A 21,032-nucleotide genomic window follows, 5' to 3' on the forward strand; every position below is an offset into this window, starting at 1 on the left:
TGTTCATTCGGATCATAAGCAGAGCGGTTAAAGAGAGAATAAAGGCAGTGTAAAGATTGTGTAAAGATCGCCTGTCAGATGATGGGGTCGGTGGGCAGGGTCGGCAGTGCGATGCGGAAGCAAATGCGCCCGCCGGTGAGCTTCGCGTTCACCGTACCGTTGTGGGCTTCTACCAGTTCTTTGACCAGGGCCAGGCCGATGCCGGCTCCGCCGTGCTCGCGCGAGCGCGATTTTTCGCCGCGGTAGAAGCGTTCAAAGAGAAAGGGCAGGTCTTCGGGCAACAGCGCACCGGCCGGGTTGCTGAATCGGAAGACGGTATGGTTGTCGACCGCAGCGAGGTCGATGGCGACCGACGCGCCCGGGGGCGTATACCGGACGGCGTTGTCGGTGAGGTTTCTCAAAATGCGGCCCACGGCGTTGCGATCGGCCCACATCATCAAGGTTTCGGGCGGAGCCGTGACTTTTACGGCTATCGCTTTACGATCGAATTCGGGGCGGAAACTCTCCACGGCTGTCTCGATCGCCTGACGTGCGTCGATGGGCTCGATTCGCAACCGACCTCTGGCCGCATCGGCTTTGGCCAGTTGCAGTACATCCTCCACCAATGAGGCCAGACGCAAGGCTTCGCTTTGCAGCAGCGCGATCGTTTCGGGCGAGGAGGGAAGCACGCCGTCGTCGATCGCTTCCAGGTATCCGCGGATATTGGTCAGCGGGGTTCGCAATTCATGCGCCACATCGATCATCAATTTGCGTCGCAGGTTTTCGAGCTTGTCCAGGTCGGCGGCCATCCGGTTGAAGGCCCTGGCCAGTTGCCCGACTTCGTCCCGGCTGCCGGCCGGTACGCGGGCGCTGAAATCACCTGCCGCGATATCGCGAGTGATACCTGTCATGCGAGTCAGAGGTGTCAGGACCTTGCGCATCAATACATAGCTGAGGGTCACTGCCAACAGGACGGCCCCTGTGAAGGCCCACAACAGGTAACGGTGCACCGCGTCAATGAACATCGCGTGGGCCGGTTCGGGCGAGATATGGTACTTTTCCATCAGGGTGACGAAATAGCTGGCTGCCAGGGTATCGATGGCCAACCAAACCACCACCACCACAAAAATGATGACCACCATGGTGATGGCCAATAATTTGAGGATCAGGTACCTGCGCATCGATCGTCCGGGGAGTTAACGGATGCTCGGTCGGCAAAGCGATAACCGATACCGCGCACCGTGATGATGTAGGTTGGGCTTGAAAGCCGGGGCTCGATCTTCTGTCTGAGCTTGCCGATGTGGACATCCACCACCCGATCAACGACTACCGTGTCACCGGCCGGATAGAGGCGTGCCAGCAGCTCGTCGCGCGTGTAGGTGCGTCCGGGTCGGGAGGCGAGGGCTTTGAGCAGTGCGTATTCATGTGGTGTGAGCTCCACCGTTTTGCCGCAAATGGTCAGGCGCCGGTTTTCCAAATCCAGGATGAGGTCGCCATGGGCGATAACCTTAGGGGGCATTTCCAACGCTCGCGGGGTGCGGCGCAGTACGGCCTGTACCCTGGCCACCAGTTCACGAGGGCTGAAGGGTTTGACCACATAATCATCGGCCCCGAGGGTCAGCCCGGCCACCTTATCGATCTCTTCACTCCGTGCGGTGAGCATGATGACCGGCACATCCGAGCGTTGACGCAGACGGCGGCATACCTCCCAGCCGTCCACGCGGGGCAGCATCAGATCCAGAATCACCAGGTCGGGGCGATGGCGCTCGGCCAGTTCCAACCCTTTGCGGCCATCGGACGCGGTAAGGGCCCGGAATCCTTCCCGTTCCAGGTAGAGCGCCACCAGTGCCACCGTATTGGGATCGTCCTCGATCACCAGAATGGTTTTAAATTGCTCCGGCGTTTTTGTCATGGTGCTGCAATGGCCCCCGTGGAATTCTTTGCCGCTTATACTGAGAAAAGCTAAGTTTCAATCTTTTTGATCTTTAAACTATTTTCATCACCGGCCGGTCGATGAGCTGCTCCAGCGGCACGACGACCAGGCCCCTCTGGCGAATGCCGGCCATCACCGCTTCGACCTGGCGGCGCCACTCCTCGCAGAGGGCCTCGGTGGCCGGCGGGATGTCGTGCAGCATGATGATGTCGCCCGGGCGCAGGCGTTTGAGGATGCGCTCGGCCAGGCGGTGCACCCGCCGATTGCCCATGTCGGCCGCGCGCCGGCTGAAATTGACGACGACCATTCCGGTGGCCTCCATGGCGTTGCACAGCCGCGGGCTGGTGACGCCCACCGGCGGTCGGAACAGCAGCGGGACGACGCCGTGACGGCGCAAAACCCGCTGGGTGGCTTCGATTTCGCGGATCAGGGTGCGCGGGCGCTTGAACATCACGAAGTTGTCATGGCTGTAAGAGTGGTTGCCGATGGTGTGTCCGCGCGCCACGATCTCTCGAATGAGATCGGGATGGCGGCGGGCCGTGCGGCCGTTGACGAAAAAGGTTGCAGCGGCCTGGTGGCGGTCGAGCAGGTCGAGCAGGAATGGCGTCGAGTTCGGGTTCGGTCCGTCATCGAAGGTGAGGGCCACCACGGGCCGGTCGGTGCGTCCCCGACTGATGACGGGCAGAAAAAAGCCGAAGCCGGGCAGAAAGGGGGCAACCATGCACAGGAGAAAAAACAGGACCAGGGGCACAACGGCGATGCGCGCATCGAACGGCAGCAGCAGCAAGGCTAAGAACACCGCGCCGATACCGGCCGTTTCGGCCGGCGACAGGCGGGGAGGTTTTTTTTTGACCGTTTGAATCAATTGAATTCTTTCACCTCAAGCATCGCCGCGGGCGGCGACAATCCAGACCGACTCCGGATTGCCGCCGGAATGTGCCGCATGCCGGACGCTGAAACCGCTTTCGGCCAGCATGCCGGTGATGACATCCACCGGCCGGTGGAAAGCCGGAATGCCATTGAGCCTCATGCGCAGGGCATCGATTTTCCACAACAGGGAGGTGCGGCCGTCTGGCGGCGGCACCACGGCGCGGATGACGACCAGGGCCTCGGCGCCCAAGGCCCCGCGCAGGCGCTCGAAGGTCAGGCGCAATTCGCCGTCGTCCAGGAAATGGATCACATCCAGTAGCAGGGCCGCATCGGCGGCCGTCGGCGCCTCGGGGATGTTGGGCGCCAGGTCGCAGGCCGCACGCCCGCGATCACCGAACACCCTGGCGGCCACCCGGATGCGCTCGGGGTCCGGATCGATGCCGTAAACCCGCGCGTCGTCGAAGCGTTCGAGCACCCAGGCGCCCGGCACGCCGAAGCCGCAACCGATGTCCAGCACGGTTCCCAGGGGCCGTGCGCCGTCGAGATAGAGGGGAAGCTCGGCAAAGAGCACGTCCCATTTCAGCTTGAAGCGTGCAAAAAGCCTGGGGTAGGTCTCCAGAGGACGGTAGCGGGCCAGGATCCGCTGGTGACGGTCCGAACCTGTGGCGGGCCTGGCGCTCCGCCGGGCAAAATACCACCCCAGCATGGGCGGCAGCAGCAGGAAAGCCCCAAGCAAAGAATAGCTGATGCCCAGAAACGAGGTGATACCGGCACTGTAAAGCAACGCATGGTCTGCGGTGCACAGCACCCCGAAGCCGATCAGCGTGGACACCGCAGCCATGATCACCGTCATTTTGATGCGTTCGAAGGCCGGATCGTTCATACCGCCGTAACGCTGGTAGGCCCGCACCAGGAAAAGCGCATAGTCGATGCCCATACCCATCACGATAATGCCGAGCATCAGGGCCGGGATATCCAGCGGATGACCGGAAAGATGGAGGGTGCCCAGGGTGCCGACGAGCGCGAAGAGCACCGGCGACAGGGTGATGGCGGTCAATTTCAGGTCCAGGAAGAAGAAAAAAAGCAGGAGGGCGACGCTGAGACCGATCACCGCCAGCATCTTCATGAAAGTCGAAAAGAGCAAGCGCCCCAAGGTTTCGGAAAAATAGACCGGATCGAATACCCGGGCCAATTCCCCGTAGCGCCCATAAAAGTCGGCGGCTGTATAATCCGGCCCCGGCGTCAAGGTCGCGAACTGCATCCAGGTGCCGTCCGCCTGCCGCACGATGCCCATGAGGGGGAGGATCTCTTCGGGCAAACCGGGATCGGCCGGCGGTTTCGAGGCGCCAAGCATCTCGAAAAAGGGTGCGAAGGCCTCGTCGCTGAACCCCAGTTCAGCAGCCCCCGCCAGGGCATCATCGAGCGCAGCGATCCGTTCCGGCTGCCAGAAGGCCCGCCAGGCCGCAAAATTTTCGGCGCGCCGCTGCGGGCCCGGAAAAACCAGGGCCGGCAGGAATCCGGGGCCCAGACGGCCGGCCCGCACATCTTCGCTCACTCGGCTCAAGAGCCGATCCCCGGCCGCCTGCAGCGCCGCCGGCGAGTCCGCAGTGGCCATCACGAAGAGTTTGTCGAAGATGCCGCCGCCCCACACCCGATTCATCAGCGTCTGGGCCGCCTCGGTGTCCCGGCTCACCGTGTTCATGCGGCTCAGATCGGTATTGAAGACCGGCTTGGCGAAAAAGAGCATGACCCCCATGAAGACAAAGGCAGCGGCCGCCGTCCACCGACCGGCCACAGGGAGCTTGGCCACCAGCCGCCGAAACGGCAAAGAACGCGGCCGGGCCGGCGGCATTTGCGGAAAAATTCGCGGAAAAACCAGATGGACGAAGATAAACGAGGCGGCAATGCCGATGGCGGCGAATTGGCCGAGCTGTTCGAGCACCGGAAATCCGGTCAGATTCAGGGCGCTGAAGGCGCCGATGGTTGTCAAGGCCGCCATCAGTCCCACGGCCCACACCTCCCTGGCGGCCGCGCGGCCGGTGGTCGTTTCGGATCGATCCAGAAAAAGCAGATAGGCGATGCCGTGGTCCACGGTGATCGAAATGATCGCACCGCCGAACCCGAGGGCCAGGATGGAGACCGCTTCATGCCAGAGGGCCAGCAGGAAAAAGGCGGTCACCGTACCGGCCAGGGCCGGCAGAAAGGCGCACAAGCCGAGCAAAGGCCGTGGAAAGGCGAACAACAGCAGCAGGGCGATGCCCACGGTGGAGAGCACGATGGCCTGCTGCACGTCCCTGCGGGCGATGCGCTCATTGTCCAGGGCGGCGCGGTAGGCACCCATGGGCGTCATGACCACGGGACCCAATTCCGGGGATTGGGACAACTCCTCCAGAAAACGGGTCAGCCGGCCGGCAAAGGCGGTGTCGGTGCCGGCCGCCGCCGGCGTGGCCAGGATCAACAGATGGCGATGGTCGGCCGAAAGGAGCTGTCCCTTGTAAATGTCGATGTTTTCGGCCGGCGCCAGGTGGGCCAGCCGGGCCATGATGAGGTCCCGAAAGGCCAGGGGATCCCGGGCGATGAATCGGGTCTGTCCGATGGCCTCCAGACCGAGCAGCTGGGTGTGCAGTTCGACCAGCTGGCGCTGCACGGCGTCGGTGGCCAGAAGCGGCCGGATCCGGGTGTCGAGTTCATCGGCCGAAAAAAGCACCGGCAGGGAATCGACGACGTGGTCGAGCAGATCGGGAATCACGGCCTGCATGGCGTCGGTGCCCACCTGCCTGAACAGGCCGCTGGCCTTCATCCGTTCCGTGACCCAGTGGGCGCTTTGCACCAGCCGGTCGGGATCGGGAGCGGCCGTACCCAGGTCCACGACCAGTTCGCCCTGCATGGGATGGTGTTTGAAAATCTCGCCGGCATCGGCGAGGACCGGGTCGTTTTGGGGCAGGTAACGGATCACATCGGTGTCGATATGGGTCAGGTGGAAACCGGCCGCGAGCAGCACGCCGATCAGGCCGAAGGTGACGACCAACAGGGCGAAGTTGAACCTGGGGGGTTTCATCGAATTCATAAGGCCATCAGGAGCAGCAACAACGCCAGCGCGTGGGCGGCGATGATGAACTTGCGGTAACGGTGGTAGAATTCATTGTTCTTTTGCAGCCGGCGCAGGCCGCCCAGCATCCGGCGCCACCGGTCCAAAGGCAGGTAGCGCAAGTTGTCCGAGGGGGAGTTGCTCTGGAATGCAAAGGACGGATACGCGGCATAGGTGCACTTGTCGTCGAGCTTGTTCAAGAAATCGTCGTACGCCACGCCGCGCCATGGATGCTGGGTCATTTGGCGGGCGAACCGCTGGTTGACGGCATAAGCCTGGGTCAGGCTGCGGTAGCGGATCCTGACTACGGATGGGTTGACCGTGGGCCGGCTGCCCTTGACCATGCAGCCCAAAAAAAACATGTGCCAATCCGGGTTGCTGCGCATGAACGCGACGCAGTCGTGCAGAATCCGGGGCGAAAAGCGCTCGAATTCGATGTCGTCCTCGAAAATCAGGATATGCGCGGCCCCTGCCTCAATCCCCTGGGTCATGCACTGCATGTGGGATTCGTAGATTCCCTGCTCGCAGTCGGTGGGGTGGCGATGAACGGTGACGAACTGGACCCGTTCGGCCAGCCCGACACGGGCGAACTGGGTCAGTGCATCTTGCCGGCGGTCCGGCCGCTCGATCAGCGAAATGCAGTATATCTTATCGAAAAAATCCCAGCCCGAGGCCCCACCATGCGATTCCATATCGATCCGAACGACTGAAATAGCTCTTCCCTCCCGGCCCGCGGAATTGTATAAGTAACGTTTAACTTGTCCCCCTTACTACATGGGGGTCTGTAAAAACTCAACCCGATTTGAAGGTCATGGCGAAAAGGATGATCAAACGCCTTGTCAGACGCATCGCCGATACCCGGTATGTCCGTTCGGCCCTCAGTGAACAGGCGGACCTTTCCCTGTTCAAGCAGAAGCCGACCCCCCGGGTGATCTGGGGCCTGATCATCGTCGGCATCAGCTACACCATCGGCTGGCCGCTGATCACCCTTCTGGGATTCGTTGCCGCCTACACCGGACGACCGTTGATTCTGGCCGTCGGCGGGCCGGTGGCCTACGGGCTGTCCCACCTCGTCTTTATCCTGGGGGCTTATGTGGCCGGTGCGCAGTATGCCCATACCTTTTTACGCTGGTCCACGCGAATGCTGATGGAAAAACTGCTCGTCCCACAAGCGCCCCATCCAGATAAAAAGCAGATACCCGGAAACTGATATGCGTATTGTCCTGGTTCATCCGGCCGGTTCCAACTGGATCCCCGGCAGAAAAGACATGGCCGCAGTAGCCAACCGCATGGCCCCCTTAGGCCTGCTCTCCATCGCCGCCTATCTGGAACGTGCCGGTCACACGGTTTTCGTTCACGATTGCCTCGGACCGCATGCCCCCAGCGGCATCTCCGCCAATGTGTCCCGCATCATGGAAAACGAGCCCGACCTGGTGGGCTTTTCGGCCACCACCTCCGGATTTTTGGACGGCTATGACATGGCGGTGGCCATCAAGCGGATCAGACCGGAGGTGCGCACCGTCTTCGGGGGGGTGCACGTCTCCGCCCTTGGCAGCCGCCTGCTCGAACCATTCGAACACATCGACTTCCTGTGTCCGGGCGAAGGCGAGGCGACCCTCACCGAACTGGCCGACGGCCGCGCTCCGGGCGAGATCGACGGCCTGATCTGGCGCGATGGAGAGCATATCGTCGTCAACCCGCCGCGGGCCCATCTGCCGGACCTCGATGCCTTGCCCTTTCCAGCCTACGAAAAGCTGGCCGGATTCCCCAAACGGTACAACCTGCCCCTGTTCAGCTACATCCTGGCGCCCGGCGCCACCATGGTCACCAGCCGGGGCTGCCCCTACCGCTGTTCGTACTGCGACCGCTCGGTCTTTCATCAGGGCTTTCGCTACAATTCGCCCGACTATGTCTATGCCCACATGCACTACCTGCGCACCCGTTTCGGCGTGCGGCACCTCAACGTCTACGATGACTTGTTTACGCTGAACCGCAAGCGTATCGCCGGGCTGTGCGACCTGCTGGTCGATCGCCCCCTGGGCATGCAGTTCAACTGCGCGGTACGCGTGGGGCACGTGGACGACGAGCTGTTGCGCATGCTCCAGGCGGCCGGCTGTCTGATGGTCTCCCTGGGCATTGAGAGCGGCGATCCCAATTTGCTGGCGGTCCACAAACCGGGGGTCTACCTGGACGAGGTCAAAAGCACGGTGAGCCGGATCCAGGCCGCCGGATTGCGGGTCAAGGGACTGTTCATGATGGGGCTGCCCGGCGAAACTGCGGCATCCATTCGAAAGACCAGCGACTTTGTGATGTCCTTAGGATTGGACGACATGAACATGGCCAAGTTCACGCCCTTTCACGGCGCGCCGGTATGGCGGACCATTTTCGAGGAAGGCACGGTGGAAGAGGATTGGCGGCTCATGAACTGCCTCAACTTCGTCTTTGTGCCCAAAGGCATCGACGCCAAGGAGACTCTGGACCGTCTCTATAACACGCACGTGAAGCGTTTCTATTCGGACCCGGCCTGGCGGCGGCGTTTCATGCGACGCACCTGGCAACATCGCCACAGCCTGTGGCACATGTTCAAGCATCTGCCCGACTTCCTGTATGCCATGCGCACTTTCGAGCCCAAGAAGTAACTAACGGCAATGACTTTTTTCCAATCCATCAAGAATTGATGAACCCGTAAAAAGTCGCAGATGCGTCATGCCGGCGAACGCCGGCATCCAGAACATATTGAAAATACTGGATCACGGCGTTCTCCGGGATGACGGGAAACGCGAATTTCGGACTGTTTGCCAATCCATAAGGAATTGATGCGTTGCACCCAAAAAATTGATCATATATGACCATAAAGTAGTGGTCATATATGATCAATGGTCGTATATGACCGGCGGCATTCGCCGTTTCCGGCCCGTCTCTCCCACGTCTGGCCAATCGCATATCCCAATTAAATCCAATCAGTACCGTCAAAAAAGCCGATGGTCCGATTCCCGGCACGAATCTTGAGTTGTCAAAACACAACACCGACTTATTTCTCGGGTTCCATCTTCCTCTCTGCCACCGAACCGATGGCATCAACCCCACTCAAAGGATCAAAACATGACGGACACATCGAACCTGACCGGAATTGGTGATGGCGGCATTTCAATCAAAACAGTGGTCGAAATCATGGCCCGCGCGCTGGTGGATCGACCGGAGGCAGTATCTGTCTCCGAAATCAGCAGTGCCCATTCGTTGATCGTGGAACTGAAGGTCGCCAAGGAAGACCTGGGCAAGATCATCGGCAAGCATGGACGGAACGCAGGTGCGATGAGGACGATTGTCAACGCGGTTTCGGCCAAAACAAAAAAGCACATCGTGCTTGAAATCATGGAGTAAACCCGAAGATCGGCTTTGCCGGGAAGTAGATGCCATGATCATCGTTCGAATCATCATGCACGTGTTGCCTGAAAAGCAGAAAGAGGTGGTGCAGACGCTCCAGTCGCTGATGGTCCCCATGGAAAGAGAGGCCGGCTGTCTCAGCTATGCGCTCCTGTGCGACATGAAAAACCAGAATCTGCTGTGTGTGCTCGAGGAGTGGGAGAATCGAAATAAGCTGGACCATCATTTACAATCGGACATCTTCGGTGTCTTGCTGGGGACCAAAAGTCTTTTGCATCGACCGCATGATATCCATATCTACACTGTTCAGCAATCGGAGGGGATGAATGCCGTGCTCGCCGCGCGCGGCAAACATCGAGACGTTGCTTTAAAAGGGAGTTAAATCATGAACATTTTACTCATCTACCCGAAATTTCCAGAGACATTCTGGTCCTTCACCTACGCTCTGCGATTTATAAAAAAGAGATCGGCCTTTCCGCCGCTGGGCCTGCTCACCGTGGCCGCCATGCTGCCCGGCGAATGGCCCAAGCGCCTGGTGGATGAAAACACCGAGGCACTCACCGAAGAAGATCTGGCTTGGGCGGACCTGGCCCTCATCGGTGCCATGGCCCTGCAACGCAAAGGGGTGGATCGCATCATCGCGCGCTGCAAAAGCAAGGGATTGAAAGTGGTGGCCGGCGGGCCGCTTTTTACAGCGGAACCGGAGGCGTTCCCGCAGGTGGATCACTTGGTTCTGGGTGAGGCCGAACTCAGCTTGCCTGAATTCATCGCGGATCTCAACGACGGCTGCCCGAAAAGATTCTACCAGGCCGACGGCTACCCCGACATCGGCGAAACCCCTGTTCCTCTTTGGGATTTGATTTCCATGCGTCGCTATGCATCCATGAACATCCAGTACTCCAGAGGGTGCCCTTTCGACTGCGATTTCTGCAATATCACGGCGCTGTTCGGCCGCACGCCGCGCATCAAAGCGCCGCAACAGATCATCGCGGAACTGGACGCCATGTATGCCGCCGGTTGGCGCGGCAATGTATTTTTTGTGGACGACAATTTCATCGGCAACAAGCGCTCCCTTAAGACGCATTTGCTTCCTGCCCTGATCGAGTGGCGCAAGGATAAAAAAGGATGCGTTTTTTTTACGGAGGCCTCGATCAATCTGGCCGATGATCCAGAACTTATGGAAATGATGGCCAAAGCGGGGTTCGATGCGGTATTTATCGGTATCGAAACGCCGGACGAAGACAGCCTCGCCGAATGCTGCAAAATCCAGAATAAGAACCGGGATTTGATCCAGGATGTGAAAAAGATACACCGCTCCGGGTTGCAGGTCATGGGGGGGTTCATCGTCGGCTTCGACAGTGACACGCCCTCTATCTTTCAACGCCAGATCGACTTCATTCAGAACAGCAGTATCGTAACGGCCATGGTGGGCCTGCTGCAGGCGCCTCCAGGCACCCGGCTGTTTGATCGCCTGGCGGGCGAACGCCGTATCTGCGCTGAATTTTCCGGCGACAACGTGGATGGCCGCACCAATATCATCCCGACCATGGGCCTGGCTCGCCTCACCGAGGGGTATCTCGCCATTATGAAGCACATCTATTCTCCCCGGGGCTATTACCGGCGAATCAAAGGGATTTTAAGAGAGCTCAAGTCGCCGTCGGCGACCGTTCCGCCCGATTGGCAGCGACTCCTCGCATTCTGGCGGGCCTGCCTGCGGCTCGGGGTCCTGGGCAAGGAAAGATATCAATACTGGCGACTCATGATGTGGACGCTGGTGAGAAGGCCGCGAATGCTTCCCCTGGCAGTGACCCTGGCCATCTATGGATACCATTACCGGAGAATTTGCGAGCTTCATATCCTCGGCGCACAATAGCAAAAGATTCTTAAGGAGATAAGCGATGACCGAATGGAATCAACCCCCAGGGGGATCAGCACTCACATTGGAAGAAATGATAGAGAATGTCCGCCAGCAGTTTAAAAGATTCAAAGGCGGTCCGCTCCTTATCCTCGCCATCGTCCTATTGGCGGCTGTCTTCTGGACCGCCTGGTTCACCGTCCAGCCCGAAGAGACGGGGATCGTGCAGCGCTTCGGGAAAGTCATGCGCGAGGCCGGCCCGGGACTGCATTTCAAACTGCCGTTCGGCATCGAAAAGGTGCGCCGGTTGCCCACGGCCCGCGTGCTCAAAGAGGAGTTCGGGTTTCGCACAGTGGCCGCCGTCCCCGGCGAGAAGACCCGCTATGATACGCGCGGCTCGTACAAAGACGAATCCCTGATGCTCACTGGAGACCTGAACGTCATCGATGTACAGTGGATCATTCAGTACCGCATCGAAGACCCGATCCGCTACCTGTTCCAGGTCCGCGACGCCCCCAAAACGATCCGGGATACCACCGAGGCGGTCATGCGCCGGGCGGTCGGCAATCGCCTGGGCAGCGACGTGCTGACCACCGGGCGGGTGGCAGTGGCCAGTGAAGCGAAAAACGAGATCCAGAAGATCCTTACGGCATACGAAGCCGGAGTACGCCTGGTGACCGTGGAACTTCAGGATGTAACGCCGCCGGACACCGTGAAACCGGCCTTCAATGAAGTCAACGAATCGCGTCAGGACAAGGAGCGCACGATCAACAAGGCCCAGGAGCAGGCCAACCGAGAAATTCCCAAGGCCAGGGGCGTGGCGGCGCAAAGTATCAGCGAGGCCGAAGGTTACGCCCTCGAGCGTGTGAATCGGGCCGAAGGCGAGGCCACCCGTTTCGAGGCCATTCTTTCACAGTATCAGCAGGCACCGCAGGTCACGCGTCGGAGACTCTATCTGGAGGCCATGACCGGCTTGCTGGCCGACATGAAGGCGCTCTACATCGTCGATAATGACCAGAAGGCCATGGTACCCTGGCTCCCCCTGGAGTCCGGCCCGCAACCACCAGTGCAAGGGAGGCAGCCATGAAGTTTACTTTGAAAGCAGCGCTCATCGCCATAGCGGTGGTATTTGCTATCGCCCTCTACAGCGGTCTTTACACTCTGGAAGAGGGCCAGCAAGCCATTGTCGTGCAGTTCGGCCGTCCCGTTGGCGAAACAGTGACCGAGGCGGGACTGCATGTAAAACTGCCCTTCGTGCAAGAGGTCCGGCGCTTCGAAAAGCGTCTGCTCGTCTGGGACGGTGACCCGAACCAGGTGCCGACCAAAGGGCGCGAGTTCATCTGGGTGGATACCACGGCCCGCTGGCGAATCGCCGACGCTAAAAAATTTCTGGAAAACGTGGCCAGTGAAGAGGGCGCCCAGTCGCGCCTGAACGACATCCTCGATTCCGTGGTGCGCGATCAGGTGTCGAGCAGCGAACTCGTCGAGCTCGTGCGCAGCGCATCGTGGGAGGTGCCCGAGGACGACGCATTGAAAGAGATCCCAAAGGAGCGCGAAGAAGAGCTGAAAAGGGAAATTGCGCGCGGCCGTGAGGAGATCACCCGAACGATCCTGGCGGAAGCACGCAAGATCATACCGCAGTATGGCATCGAACTGGTGGATGTGCGTATCAAGCGCCTCGACTATGTGGAAAGTGTCCGCGAAAAGGTGTACGAACGCATGATCTCCGAACGCAAGCGAATTGCCGCGCAGTTCCGTTCCGAAGGCGAAGGGCGCAGCGCTGAAATTCTCGGGACCATGGAGAAAGAGCTGCGCCAGATCCGCTCCACGGCCTACCGCCGGGTGCAGGAGGTTCAGGGCCAGGCCGACGCGGATGCCACGCGCATATACGGAAATGCCTACAATAAAAATCCCGAATTTTACGCCTTTTTGCGCACCCTTGAAAGTTACAAGGAGAAAACCAATACGAACGCCGTGCTGATCCTCACCACGGACAGCGACTTTTATCAATATATCAAAGAGGTGAATCCGGGCCACGCCCAGGTTCCTTTGGCTCGAGCATCAGGGAGGCGTTAGCACCGGATTTAAATCAGGGTATCGATAAGATTGCCGCACGAAAATAGCCGTGGGTCTCGCAAAAGAAGACTCCTGGCGCAGGGACATATTAAAATGGACGAGAAAGAACCTGTCGGAAAGGAAACGCCATGCCGACAAAATTTGGACCCAAAAACGTCACACAAACAATGGCGGAGACCGATGAATTCCTCCAACCAAACAATTCCGATGCCCTCGAAGCGTCGAGAGAAGAACAGCGGCCATGGCCTCCTGAGCATCGACTCTGGAGAAAAGTCAATTTTTGATCCCTTCGCTCTAAACTTTATCCCCTATGTCTGCGGACTGGCGTAAAGCCCACCCCCTGCGAAATTTGGGCTGTTACACAGTCAGTCGCAATAAAAAGGGGGCGTAGGGGTGGGGTTTAACCCCGCATGTGTGGACACCTGAAAGCCTCAAGTTAACGACACTGACCTTATCCCTCAACCAAAAAATCCCGCGAAGCAGGGCATAGGAGGACAGCTATGAAGCCTAAACTCATCATCGGAGCAATCCTGGCCGGACTGGCGGTCGTATTTATCATCCAGAATGTCACGGTCATGGAACTGAGGTTCCTGTTCTGGACCCTGTCCATGTCAGGCGCGTTGTTGATGTTTTTCATATTGGCGGCGGGCATCATTCTAGGCTGGTTGCTTCACGGCATCTTCAATAGAAGAAAGGCCCATCCCAATGCCAAGAAGGATGATGATAGCGTCCAGACAACGGCCTGATGCTCCAGAAATCAAATATTCATATTCAGTGTTGATCCAGAAAAGAGGGGATTCCATGACCTTTTCCATTTGACAAAAACAGAAAGGGATTCAATACATCAATGAGCAGGACGTATCTCGGGCGACTGCCGGAAAGCGATCCGCTTCACGGCTATCTTGATAATGATATCCGGCCCCTAATCGACGACGCGTCAGTTAACGCCGGCTACCGTGTTTTTCGTCTCAACGGTTCCAACGATGTGTACCTGTACGAAGACAGATGCACGGGCGCCAAGGTCGTCGGGAAGTTTTTTCTTTCGTCCCGGAAACGAAACACGGAGAAGGCCGCCGCGCATCTGACGCGTGAATTCGACAGCCTTCGCAGAATGCGTGACATCGGCCTGGTCGGTTTTCCTCACCACATTGTTCGCCCACTTGGCCGCAACTTTTCGCTGAACGCACTTCTGGTCACCGAGTACTGCGAAGGTGAACTGTTCAGCAAATCGATTCGGTTCGCGATCAAAAACGGTGAGACAGGCCGCCTTTATGACAAGCTGACGGCGTTCGCCTATTTTTTGTCCGAATTTCACAACCGGACCGCAATTGGTGCTGGCGTCGATTTCAATCTGGACTGTGCCTATATGGATCGGCTGATAAAAAGGCTCCTCGAAATCAACGCCATGGGCTGGGACGAAGTGCATGAACTCTGCTGGCTGCGCGACCAGTGGCATCATCAGCCGAGGATGTGGGAGGATCGACAGGTGACGGTGCATGGCGATGCGACGCCGGATAACTTCATATTTGGAGACAGTCTGGGCGTGATCGCGCTGGACCTGGAACGGAGCAAGTGTGCGGACCGCGTTTTCGACACCGGCCGCATGGCCGGCGAGTTGAAACATTTTTTCATGCAGGCGACCGGGGACAAAAACGCTGCCGAACCTTTCATCGGCCACTTCCTATGGGAGTACGCATGTCACTTCCCGGACCGCGAAGACGCCTTTCGTTCGACCACCGGCCGCACGCCCTTTTACATGGGCATCACTTTGCTGCGCATTGCACGCAACAGTTGGATCGAACCCGAATACCGCCGACGCCTGATCGATGAAGCAAAAATATGCCTGAGGAGCTTTTGATGCTGATACGCGGGCTCATTTTCGATATCAATGGAACGCTGACGGACATTCACACGAACGAATGGCACGAGGATATCTATCGTATTCTCGCCAACCTGCTTTCCTATCAGGGAATTGCGCTCGGCCCGCATGAAGTCAAGGATGCGTACTTTCAGATCATGAAGGAACAGCGCGCGGCTAGCAATGAACGCTACCCGGAGTTCGATGCGGTCGGCATCTTTCGCGAGATCATGACGCGGCATGCCACGGAGTTCACGCGCCGACTGCCGCCTGAAAAGCTGGAGCAGCTCCCGCTCTTCCTTGCCGAAACCTACCGTGCCGCGTCACGCTTCCAGCTGCAGCTATACAACGGTGTGGCGGAAACCGTCAGACAACTGCGTTTGAATTATCATCTGGCCATCATCTCGGACGGTCAGTCCGCCTATGCGGTCCCGGAGTTAAACGCCGTCGGACTGTTTGACACTTTCGACCCGGTCATCATTTCAGGCGATTTAGGTTATCGCAAACCCGACCCGCGGCTGTTCGAAAATGCCCTGACGCGCATGCAAATGGCGCCGTCAGAAGTTTTGTACGTGTGCAACGACATGTATCGAGACGTTTATGGGGCCCAGAAAGCGGGAATAAAAACAATCTTCTTCCGATCGAATCAGGGGCAACAGGAGAAAGAGGACGTGCAGCCGGACTATATCATTTATCATTTTCCGGAACTGCTCCATGCCGTTCGCTTCTTTGAGAAGCAATGACTGCTGATCCGGACCCAAATCGATCATCGCATCCTAAAACCGAAAACAAAGGATTGTATTATGACCCATCTAATGAGTCGCGAGGTGCGCCTGGCATCCCGCCCCACAGGGCTTCCAGGCGCGGCCAATTTTACAATGGCGAGTACTGAAATAGCGCCGCTAAAAGATCAACAGGTGCTGGTTCGCAACCGTTTTATGTCGGTGGACCCCTATATGCGCGGTCGCATGAATGCTGGAAAATCCTATGTCCCGCCGTTCGAGGTGGGGGAGGTGCTCCAAGGTGGAGCCGTCGGCGAGGTCGTCGAATCGCGCGCCGAAGCGTTCCAAGCGGGTGATATCGTGGTTTCCAACTTCGGATGGCGGGAACTCTTCGTCGCCTCACCGGAAGAGCTGCACGCGGTCGACGGCGATGTCGAGCCGCTCTCGGTTTATCTTGGCGCCCTCGGCATGACGGGGATGACCGCCTGGGTGGGGCTGAATCTGGTGGATGTCAAACCCGGCGACGTCGTTTATATTTCCGGGGCGGCCGGTGCGGTTGGCAGCGTGGCCGGACAACTCGCGAAACTGCGTGGGTGCCGGGTCATTGGTTCGGCCGGTTCAACCGGGAAAATCTCTTTTCTGAGAGATGAATGCGGATTCGATAGTGCCTTCAATTACAAAACCGGTCCCGTACTCGAACAACTCAACGCCGCGGCACCGGACGGGATCGATGTCTACTTCGACAATGTCGGCGGCGAGGCCCTCGAGGCAGCGCTCTCGGCGTTGCGGGTGCATGGCCGGATCGTCGCCTGCGGCAGCATCTCCGGCTACAACGCCGAAAAATCGCGGCCCGGCCCTTCCAACCTGTTTAACGTGATTACCAAACGGCTGACGATGAAAGGCATGATCGTCAGCGACTGGCTCGATCGTCAGACCCAATTTGAAAAAGAAGTGGGGGGATACTATCGCGCCGGCAGACTGAAGCATAGGGAAACGGTAATGGCAGGCATCGATAAGGCGGTGGAGGCATTCCTCGGGCTCTTTGAGGGTAAAAATGTGGGAAAGATGGTGGTGAAACTGTCTTAGTCCAAAATTGATTCCGTCCCGGTTTTATGCTAATTTTTCAAGGCGATCTCACTCAACGCCAGGCGCGGAATCGTCGAATGCCAAAAGCTTTTCTGGATATCTTCAACAGCATCCTGGGGTCGATTCGTGAACCCTTGCTGGTGCTGGACCCGGATCTGAAAGTGGTCACCGCCAATGCGTCGTTCTACCAGACCTTCGATGTCCAGCCGAGTGAGACCGAGGGCGTCCTGATTTACGATCTCGGCGATCGTCAGTGGGACATCCCCAAGCTCAGGGAATTGCTCGAACAAGTCCTTCCTCGGAATACCAATTTCCATGATTTCGAGGTGGAACATGTATTCAGGAATATCGGCCGCAAAATCATGCACCTGAATGCCAGACGGATCCACAGCAAGGCCAACCAGACCCAGCTGATTTTATTGGCCATCGAGGATGTCACCGATCGCGAACACTACAAAAGACAACTCGAGCAGATCGTTGCCAGACGAACGGCCGACCTCAACGCGGCCAAACAAGCGGCGGAGCAGAGCCGGCAGGCCGCCGAAGACGCGCTTGTCGAAATCAACAAGCTCAAGGACCAGCTCGAAGCCGAGAGATCCTATCTTCAAGAGGAGATCAAGCTCGAATACAATTATGAGAATATCGTCGGCCAAAGCGATGCGATCAATTACGTGTTTTACAAGATCGAGCAAATCGCCGGTACCGACACCAACGTCTTGATTCTCGGGGAAACCGGGACGGGCAAGGAGTTGGTGGCGCGCGCCATCCACGGTCTGAGTCCGCGCAAGGATCGCGCCCTGGTCAAGATGAATTGCGCTGCCTTGCCCGCCAATCTGATCGAAAGCGAACTGTTCGGCCACGAAAAAGGCGCCTTCACCGGGGCGAACGCCAGACGATTGGGGCGCTTTGAAATCGCCGACGGTGCCACCTTGTTCCTGGACGAGATCGGCGAACTCCCCCTGGAACTGCAGCCCAAACTGCTCCAGGTCATCGATAACGGGGAGTTTGAACGCCTGGGCAGCTCCGACACGATCCAAGTCGATGTCCGCATCATCGCCGCCACCAACCGCAACCTGGAAGAGGAGGTCCGCAGGGGCGCTTTTCGGAAGGATCTGTGGTACCGGCTCAACGTGTTCCCCATCACCTTGCCGCCCCTGCGCGATCGCCTGGAGGATATCCCGCTGCTGGTCAATTATTATGTGGACCGAATCGCGAAAAGACTGGGAAAATCCATAATAACCGTCCCGGCGGGCGTAATGGACGCGCTGCGGCAGTACCACTGGCCCGGCAATGTCCGCGAGCTGGAAAATGTTCTGGAACGGGCGGTGATCAACTCCTCGGGACCCAAGTTGCGGCTGGTGGATGAGCTGAAAAAGCCGCCCAGGAACACCGCGAAGCCTGAACAGACCCTGGAAAGTGTCGAACGGGACTACATTCAACAGGTACTGGAACAGGTCGAGTGGAAAGTGAGCGGCAAAAACAGTGCCGCCGAAATCCTGGGCCTGGACCGCAGCACCTTGCGCGCCCGCATGCGAAAACTCAACATCCGCAAGCCCTGACATGTGATTCACCCTGAAGGGCATGCATTACAGAAGGCGTTTGATCAAAAATTCGCATGGCATCGGTCAAATCCGGTCCGGGTGGGACAGGTGGCCGATGCCACACGCCAAGCGGTCAAGAGCCAGTAAAATGCACGGCGGGCGGCCCAGAAACTCGCTGCGCTCAAACAGTCTGGGCCGCTTGTCCGTCGTTTGCATTTAACTGGCTCTACGACCGCAGGCTCACGTGGCCCTGGCCACCTGCCCCACCCGGGCCGGATTTAATGAATGGCATTCCGTTACAATCGCTTCCGCCGACGCGATCCGTTTGTCATTTTCAGGGTGCTGTGATATCAGGAAAGTCAGTTGTCCACTGCCTGCCTTCCCCTGCCCGCAGAACATCATCGGGGATCGGATGATCGACGAAGAGGGCATCGCCGCTATCGTCATAACCACCATATATCTATGAGGCTTCAAGAGAGGAGAGGTGCTATCCATGAAAAAGTTGGTTCTTATCGGAATAGTGTCAATCGTCTTAGGCATGGCCGCCATCGGTGCGGCCGACGTGACCCAGAACGACCGTCTGTTGCAGCGACCCGAATGGGATGGTGCGGTCGTCCAGCAAAACTGGGTGGATGGCACGATGCGATTTCAGCAATGGGACACCCCCTTCGGTGACGCCGATGCATGGATTCTGGGGCCGACCTTCATCACCTCGCTGCCGGCCAACCGCTTACTCGAACTCGGCGGCCGCTTCAATGTCATCCGGTTCGATCCGGATGATTTCAGCAGCGAAAACGGCCTCGGTGACATCGAGCTCTGGGGCAAATACCAGTTCATCCAAACCAGCGAGTACATGCTCTCGGCCGGCCTGCTGGTCACCCTGCCCACCGGCTCCGAAGATGTGGTACTGCCAAGCGCCTCCGGTGAATTCAACGTCGAGGCGTTCGCCGCCGGCCGCTTCCAGGCCAGCCGGGCACTGGCGCTGATCGCCCATGCGGGCGTTCGTCAGAACAGCGACATGGATGTGGATATCGGTCCGTTCGATGGCGAGCTGGACGGCGAGCTGCAGTTCCTGGCCGGCGGCGGGGTGATTTTCGAAGTCGCCCCCCAGCTCAAACTGCAGGGCGAAATCAATTTTGCCACCGAGGCCTACGATGAATATGACAACGATATCCAGTTCCGGGTCGGTTTTGACTATCAAATCCAACCGGATCTCCTGATCGGCGGCGGTACGGGCATCGGCCTCGACGACGGGGCGCCCGAGGTGGAGGTCGCCGTGCGCTGTGCGTTTCTCTTTTAGGGGGACACACGGGCGTTGATCTCCACGGGAACATCCGACGCGACCGGGACGAACCTGCAGCAGCCGTCGGGGGACCCGACCGGTCGCCTCACCCTGCTGCATACCTCGGACTGGCATATCGGACGAACCCTTTACGGCCGCAAACGCTACGCCGAGTTCGAAGCCTTCCTGGACTGGCTCGCGCAGACCATCGAACAGGAAGGGATCGATGTACTGCTGGTGGCGGGTGACATCTTCGACACCACCACCCCGAGCAACCGCGCCCAGACACTCTACTACCGGTTTCTATGCCGCGTGGCGGCAGCCAACTGCCGCCACGTGGTGGTCATCGGCGGGAACCACGACTCCCCCTCCTTTCTGAACGCCCCCCGGGATCTGCTCAAGGCCCTCGATGTCCATGTGACCGGCTCGGCCACCGAAAATCGGGCGGACGAAGTCCTGGCCCTGTGCGGCAAGGACGGGACCGCGGAACTGATCGTCTGCGCCGTTCCCTACCTGCGGGACCGCGATATCCGGACGGCCGAGGCCGGTGAAAGCATCGAAGACAAAGAGCGCAAGTTGATCGACGGCATCCGCGCGCATTATGCCGAGGTGACCGCCCTGGCCGAACAGAAGCGCAAGGCATTGGGCAGGGACATCCCCATCGTGGCCATGGGCCATCTCTTCACGGCCGGCGGGCAAACCATCGAAGGGGATGGGGTGCGGGAGCTCTATGTCGGATCGCTGGCGCATGTGACGGCGTCGATTTTTCCCGACTGGCTCGACTACCTGGCGCTCGGCCATCTCCATGTGCCCCAGCGGGTGAACCGTTCCGAGACGATGCGCTACAGTGGATCTCCTCTGCCCATGGGGTTCGGCGAGGCGCGGCAAAACAAGAGCGTCTGCCGGGTGACACTGGATGCCGGCCAAGGCGATGGCCGCACCACGGTTCGGCTGATCCCGGTGCCTGTTTTCCAGAGACTCGAACGCATCGATGGAGACTGGGAAGCCATTTCAACCGCACTTTCCCGACTCGTCTCAACCCAATCCCAGGCCTGGATCGAAGTCGTCTACGACGGCGTGGAGGTGATCGGAGATTTGCGCGCCCGTCTGGACGCCGCCGTTGCCGGGTCCAGTTTGGAAATTTTGCGTGTGAAGAACAACCGGCTCAGCGCGCAGGTGCTGGGCCAGCTTCAGGAGGAGGAAACCCTCGACGATCTGAACGTTCAGGATGTATTCGAACGCTGCCTGGATGCGCACGAGGTCCCCCCCAGCCAACGTGCGGAACTGCTTGGCGCCTACCTGGAAACGGTCGCGTCGCTCGACCAAGAGGATCCCGGCGAAACATAGAGAGGCGATCG

General features: G+C 58.8%; 19 protein-coding genes and 1 pseudogene. 14 read left to right on the forward strand and 6 right to left on the reverse strand.

Features of this window, described 5'->3' with window-relative positions:
• Window positions 1–74: 74 nt before the first annotated feature.
• The 6 genes and pseudogenes from DFT_RS20485 to DFT_RS20505 all read right to left on the reverse strand — a co-directional run bounded on the left by DFT_RS20485 (window position 75) and on the right by DFT_RS20505 (window position 6,562).
• Entirely contained in the window at window positions 75–1,160 is a 1,086-nt protein-coding gene (locus DFT_RS20485; RefSeq protein ID WP_054033103.1) for an ATP-binding protein, read from the reverse strand.
• On the reverse strand, window positions 1,145–1,498 hold the full coding sequence (locus DFT_RS27500) for a winged helix-turn-helix domain-containing protein (RefSeq protein WP_439950921.1): 354 nt from the start codon (window positions 1,496–1,498) through the stop codon (window positions 1,145–1,147). Before DFT_RS27500 ends, DFT_RS20485 begins: the two co-directional genes overlap by 16 nt.
• A gap of 93 nt (window positions 1,499–1,591) precedes the next feature.
• Window positions 1,592–1,891, reverse strand: a pseudogene (locus DFT_RS27505) (response regulator); the annotation flags it as partial.
• Between the two features lie 73 nt (window positions 1,892–1,964).
• Window positions 1,965–2,777, reverse strand: coding sequence for a polysaccharide deacetylase family protein (locus tag DFT_RS20495; RefSeq protein WP_054033105.1), 813 nt, complete (start codon window positions 2,775–2,777; stop codon window positions 1,965–1,967).
• Between the two features lie 15 nt (window positions 2,778–2,792).
• Window positions 2,793–5,840 (reverse strand): MMPL family transporter, encoded by a 3,048-nt coding sequence (locus DFT_RS20500; protein WP_152972102.1) that lies wholly within the window; start codon window positions 5,838–5,840, stop codon window positions 2,793–2,795.
• A 5-nt stretch (window positions 5,841–5,845) separates the two neighbouring features.
• Complete coding sequence (locus DFT_RS20505; RefSeq protein WP_054033107.1) at window positions 5,846–6,562, reverse strand: glycosyltransferase family 25 protein; 717 nt, start codon at window positions 6,560–6,562, stop codon at window positions 5,846–5,848.
• 131 nt (window positions 6,563–6,693) lie between these two features.
• On the opposite strand from DFT_RS20505, the gene DFT_RS20510 reads away from it, so the two are divergent.
• The 14 genes from DFT_RS20510 to DFT_RS20585 all read left to right on the forward strand — a co-directional run bounded on the left by DFT_RS20510 (window position 6,694) and on the right by DFT_RS20585 (window position 21,021).
• A complete protein-coding gene (locus tag DFT_RS20510) occupies window positions 6,694–7,080 on the forward strand; it encodes a hypothetical protein (protein WP_054033108.1) in 387 nt (128 codons plus the stop codon).
• Window position 7,081: 1 nt separating this feature from the next.
• Window positions 7,082–8,509 carry a B12-binding domain-containing radical SAM protein gene (locus tag DFT_RS20515; protein ID WP_054033109.1) on the forward strand — a complete coding sequence of 476 codons (1,428 nt, stop codon included), beginning with the start codon at window positions 7,082–7,084 and terminating at the stop codon, window positions 8,507–8,509.
• A gap of 511 nt (window positions 8,510–9,020) precedes the next feature.
• Window positions 9,021–9,251: a KH domain-containing protein gene (locus DFT_RS20525; RefSeq protein ID WP_152972133.1), complete on the forward strand. Its 231-nt coding sequence runs from the start codon at window positions 9,021–9,023 to the stop codon at window positions 9,249–9,251.
• Between the two features lie 34 nt (window positions 9,252–9,285).
• Window positions 9,286–9,636, forward strand: coding sequence for a putative quinol monooxygenase (locus DFT_RS20530; protein WP_054033112.1), 351 nt, complete (start codon window positions 9,286–9,288; stop codon window positions 9,634–9,636).
• A gap of 3 nt (window positions 9,637–9,639) precedes the next feature.
• A complete protein-coding gene (locus DFT_RS20535) occupies window positions 9,640–11,127 on the forward strand; it encodes a B12-binding domain-containing radical SAM protein (protein ID WP_054033113.1) in 1,488 nt (495 codons plus the stop codon).
• A 25-nt stretch (window positions 11,128–11,152) separates the two neighbouring features.
• On the forward strand, window positions 11,153–12,196 hold the full coding sequence (gene hflK / locus DFT_RS20540) for an FtsH protease activity modulator HflK (protein ID WP_054033114.1): 1,044 nt from the start codon (window positions 11,153–11,155) through the stop codon (window positions 12,194–12,196).
• The gene (hflC, locus tag DFT_RS20545; protein ID WP_076750817.1) at window positions 12,193–13,185 is read left to right on the forward strand and encodes a protease modulator HflC; all 993 of its coding nucleotides are present in this window, start codon (window positions 12,193–12,195) and stop codon (window positions 13,183–13,185) included. The genes hflK and hflC overlap by 4 nt, the downstream gene beginning before the upstream one ends.
• A 500-nt stretch (window positions 13,186–13,685) precedes the next feature.
• On the forward strand, window positions 13,686–13,931 hold the full coding sequence (locus tag DFT_RS20550; protein WP_054033115.1) for a lipopolysaccharide assembly protein LapA domain-containing protein: 246 nt from the start codon (window positions 13,686–13,688) through the stop codon (window positions 13,929–13,931).
• A 101-nt stretch (window positions 13,932–14,032) separates the two neighbouring features.
• A complete protein-coding gene (locus tag DFT_RS20555) occupies window positions 14,033–15,043 on the forward strand; it encodes a phosphotransferase (protein WP_054033116.1) in 1,011 nt (336 codons plus the stop codon).
• Entirely contained in the window at window positions 15,025–15,786 is a 762-nt protein-coding gene (locus DFT_RS20560) for an HAD family hydrolase (RefSeq protein ID WP_200907121.1), read from the forward strand. The genes DFT_RS20555 and DFT_RS20560 overlap by 19 nt, the downstream gene beginning before the upstream one ends.
• Window positions 15,787–15,846: 60 nt before the next feature.
• Window positions 15,847–16,851, forward strand: coding sequence for an NADP-dependent oxidoreductase (locus DFT_RS20565; protein WP_054033118.1), 1,005 nt, complete (start codon window positions 15,847–15,849; stop codon window positions 16,849–16,851).
• A 77-nt stretch (window positions 16,852–16,928) separates the two neighbouring features.
• Window positions 16,929–18,410 (forward strand): sigma-54 interaction domain-containing protein, encoded by a 1,482-nt coding sequence (locus tag DFT_RS20570; protein WP_054033119.1) that lies wholly within the window; start codon window positions 16,929–16,931, stop codon window positions 18,408–18,410.
• A gap of 475 nt (window positions 18,411–18,885) precedes the next feature.
• Window positions 18,886–19,692 carry a transporter gene (locus tag DFT_RS20580; protein ID WP_054033121.1) on the forward strand — a complete coding sequence of 269 codons (807 nt, stop codon included), beginning with the start codon at window positions 18,886–18,888 and terminating at the stop codon, window positions 19,690–19,692.
• 15 nt (window positions 19,693–19,707) lie between these two features.
• A complete protein-coding gene (locus DFT_RS20585; RefSeq protein ID WP_235506291.1) occupies window positions 19,708–21,021 on the forward strand; it encodes an exonuclease SbcCD subunit D C-terminal domain-containing protein in 1,314 nt (437 codons plus the stop codon).
• Window positions 21,022–21,032 lie beyond the last annotated feature (11 nt).

The sequence above is a fragment of the Desulfatitalea tepidiphila genome (assembly GCF_001293685.1).
Classification (GTDB): Bacteria; Desulfobacterota; Desulfobacteria; order Desulfobacterales; family Desulfosarcinaceae; genus Desulfatitalea; species Desulfatitalea tepidiphila.